Genomic DNA, 3,682 nt, shown 5'->3' with positions numbered 1-3,682 from the left:
GCGCTTACCGCGCCATGGGCACCACCCACGAAACCAACACCCTGTCCATGAACGCCCGCGACATGGCAGAAGGAGCCAAATGGGGCGCATAAACGCCCTTGGTGCTCCAGCACCTGATCGTGCGATGAACCAGGCCACCCGGTCGCCGGACGCCGTCGAGCTGACGGTCGACCAGGCCTGGTTCCTCGCAGACACCTTGAGCGCCGGCACCTTTCCCTGGGTGCTGGCGATCACGGTCCCCTTCCGGGATGAGGCACAGCGCGCCGGCTTCAATGCTCAGCGCGTCCAGGAACTCACCCGTGCCGGTGTGCTCAGCGCCGACGGTGCGGTGGATCCTGCCGTGGCGGGATGGATCCGCACCGTGTGCCGCCCCGACCGTTGGCTCGAACTGCGTTATGTCGCGGCAGGTTCGGAGAATCCGGACGTGATGCGCGGCATCATCGCGCACAAACAATCACAGGGTCGTGCGCAGACCGTGGTGTCACTGCGCAATGCACACCTGATCACCTTCACGGCGGTCGACGCCGACGACCCTTCGGCGCTTGTCCCCAGTGTGGTCGCCGGACTGCGCTGGCGCGCACCCGCACGGTTCCCCGAATTCACACTGCCCACCCACGTGGGCGCCAAGGCCGATGAGCAGCTGCGTTCCGGCGCCTCACTGGCCGATGTCATGGGATACCTGGGCGTCCCTCCCACCGCACAGGCTGTGGTGGAATCAGCGTTCATCGGAAACCGCAACTATGTTGAAGTAGTTGCCGGACAACGTGATAACGCAACCCAGCAGACTTCCGAGGTGGGTATCAGCGTGGTCGACACCAGCGCTGGACGCATCCTCGTCAGCCCACACCGCGCGGGCGACGGCACCTGGCTGTCGACCTTCGCACCCGGAACCCCATTCGCGATCGCCGTAGCCGTCGAGCAATTGATGGCCACGCTCCCGGACGGGCATTGGTTCCCGGACGCGCGATTGACCCGAGACTTCGACTGATGCTTTCCCTCTATTAGTTCCCTAGTGTGCTCCACCCCCCTATCGAGAGAGTCAAACGAAACACCATGTCTGACAACGCCGTGATGCCCATCGTCCGGGTAGCCGTGCTCGGTGAAGAAAAGCTGACCGAGGTCGCCTTGCCGACCCAGCTGCCGATGCGCGACATCATTCCCGCAGTTCACCGGTTGGTGGCCCCAGACGCCACCGAGGCCACCCCTCAGCAGCTGAGCCTGGCCCCGGTGAATGGCGCGCCGTTCAGTGCCGACGCGACCCTGGACACCGTGGGAGTCGTCGACGGTGACCTGCTGACGCTGCGTCCGACTCCCGTGGGACCCGCCGCACCCGGCATCGTCGAGGACATCGCGGATGCGGCCGTCATCTTCTCCGAATCGCGTAAGCGCCCGTGGGGTGCCGAGCACATTGCCCGTGTCACCCGTGTGGGCGTCCTCGGATTAATCGTGGCGGCAACGGTTCTGGCGATCGTTCACAACATTCGCACCGGTTCCACGTTGAGCCTTGCCGGCCTGGCAGTGGTCGCGGTCGCCACCGCGATCGGGGCGCTGGTGGCACATATCCGATCGCCTCGCCTGGGCGCGGAGCTGGCGATCACCGCCCTGGCTCCCATCGCCGGTGCACTCGCTCTCGCCATCCCTGGAGATGCCCTGGCGCCGCGCGCCCTCTTGGGCGCCGCCGGGGTAGCCGCGTGGTCGCTGATCTACCTGATCGTGGCGCGCCAGCAGATCGCCTTCTTCACCGCCACCACGGTGCTGTCCATCGGTATCGCCGGTGCCGCTGGCGCCCAAATCCTGTGGCACCCGTCGCTGCTCGCAGTGGGCTGCGGTCTGATCGTGGTGGGGCTGCTGGTCACCGTGCGTGCCGCACAGCTGTCGGCCTTCGCCGCCCGCTTCCCCCTGCCCACCATTCCCGCACCCGGTGACCCGACTCCCTCCGCTCCGGCGATGTCGGTACTCAAGGACCTCCCGCGACGCGTTCAGCTGAGTGACTCACATCAGAGCGGATTCATCGCGGGCGCTTCACTTCTGGCCATCCTGGGATCACTGGCTCTGGTCGGCGGTTCGGCGCAGGCGAGCCCGTGGACCTGGTACCTGGTGGTCGCGGTGAGCGCCGGGGCAGCACTGCGCGCACGCGTCTGGGATTCGGCGGTGTGCAAGGCCTGGCTGCTGGCGGTGCCCTTCGTGGTGACCTCCGCACTACTGGTGATCTTCGCCCTGGCGGGCCGTTACACCGGCGCACTGGCTGCGCTTGGCGTGCTGGCGTTCTTGGTCGCCGCGCTCACTGTCGTGGTGTTTAACCCGAAGATCGCTGAGGCAGAAAGCTACTCGCTGCCCAGCCGGCGGCTCCTGGGATTCCTCGCCTCGGGCATCGATGCCTCACTGCTGCCGGTCATCGCATACCTCACCGGACTGTTCAGCTGGATCCTCAACCGATGATCCGTTTCATGTCTGTGGGCGCCGTCGCCGCGATGCTGCTGGCGCTGTCTCCTATGACAGCACCGGCCGCGTACGCGGTGACACGTCCGGAGGCGGATCCCGCCGCCCTGCCTCGAGATTCGGCCCCCAGCGCAACAGCCGGTATGCAGTCCGCCGCGTGCACCACCACCGTGTTGACGCCGGGTACGGGGACCAGCGGAAAACCGTCCCCGGAATTCGAGGAGGCGTGGCGCTTCTCTCGCGGTGAGGGCCAGAGCGTCGCCATCATTGACACCGGCGTACAACCCAGCGCGCGGCTGCGTGTCGAAGGTGGAGGCGACTACGTTCAGTCGACCAACGGGCTGACCGACTGCGACGGACACGGAACCATGGTCGCGGGAATCATCGGCGGCCAGCCCGGCCCAGATGGATTCTCGGGCATCGCGCCGGCATCCAAGCTGATCTCGATTCGCCAGGAGTCCTCCAAGTTCTCTCCGCGAATCACCGGCGGCGATCCCAGCACGAACGGCGCCACCCACTTTGTCAGCACTCTGGCGCGGTCCATCGTGCATGCCGCGAACCTCGGCGCACGCATCATCAACATTTCCTCGGTCGTCTGCGTTCCGGCCGCCAAGCCCATCGACCAGGCCGCACTCGGCGCGGCGTTGCGTTACGCCGTCGAGGAGAAGGACGCCGTCGTCATCGCAGCGGCCGGTAACACCAGCGGCGGGGGCGCCAACTGCCAGCCGAATCCACTCAGCGGTTCGGGTACCGATCCGAGGAATTGGACTGGGGTGGAATCTGTTTCGGTTCCCTCTTGGTGGCAGCCATATGTACTGTCCGTCGGGTCGGTGTCCGCCGACGGCGCACCCTCGAAGTTCACGATGCCCGGTCCCTGGGTCGGCATCGCGGCAAATGGCGAGAACGTGACGTCGCTGTCCAACGACGAGGAAGGCGGGTTGGCCAACGGAATGGTCGGCCAGGACGGCAAGGCGCACCCCCTCTTCGGAACCAGTTATGCGACGGCCTATGTCTCGGGTGTCGCAGCGCTGGTGCGCAGCCGGTTCCCGGAACTCACCGCGAACCAGGTTGTCTCGCGGCTGCAACGGACCGCTCGTGACGCGGGCCGTTCTCCCTCCAACCTTGTGGGAGCGGGAACCGTCGATCCGGTAGCCGCGCTCACCTGGGACGTACCCGCTGACGGAACTGCTCCCGCAGGCCCCAGCGTCCGCGCCGTCGTTCCGCCGCCCCCACCCACCCCGGA

3 protein-coding genes and 1 pseudogene are annotated in these 3,682 nt (G+C 66.6%); all 4 read left to right on the top strand.

The features are described 5' to 3' along the window. Window positions 1-92 (top strand): annotated as a pseudogene (locus AOT87_RS27420) (WXG100 family type VII secretion target); the annotation flags it as partial. 32 nt (window positions 93-124) lie between these two features. Continuing rightward, complete coding sequence (locus tag AOT87_RS00060) at window positions 125-988, top strand: ESX secretion-associated protein EspG (RefSeq protein ID WP_030095672.1); 864 nt, start codon at window positions 125-127, stop codon at window positions 986-988. A gap of 65 nt (window positions 989-1,053) precedes the next feature. Then, complete coding sequence (gene eccD, locus AOT87_RS00055) at window positions 1,054-2,439, top strand: type VII secretion integral membrane protein EccD (RefSeq protein ID WP_057967059.1); 1,386 nt, start codon at window positions 1,054-1,056, stop codon at window positions 2,437-2,439. Further along, on the top strand, window positions 2,436-3,682 hold a 1,247-nt coding region (mycP, locus tag AOT87_RS00050), incomplete at its 3' end, for a type VII secretion-associated serine protease mycosin (RefSeq protein WP_057980212.1). The genes eccD and mycP, both read left to right, overlap by 4 nt.

Origin of the sequence: Mycobacteroides sp. H003 (assembly GCF_001440135.1) — a bacterium.
Classification (GTDB): Bacteria; Actinomycetota; Actinomycetes; order Mycobacteriales; family Mycobacteriaceae; genus Mycobacterium; species Mycobacterium gwanakae.
The sequence above is the reverse complement of the archived record's forward strand: the minus strand, read 5'-3'. Positions and strand labels throughout refer to the sequence as shown.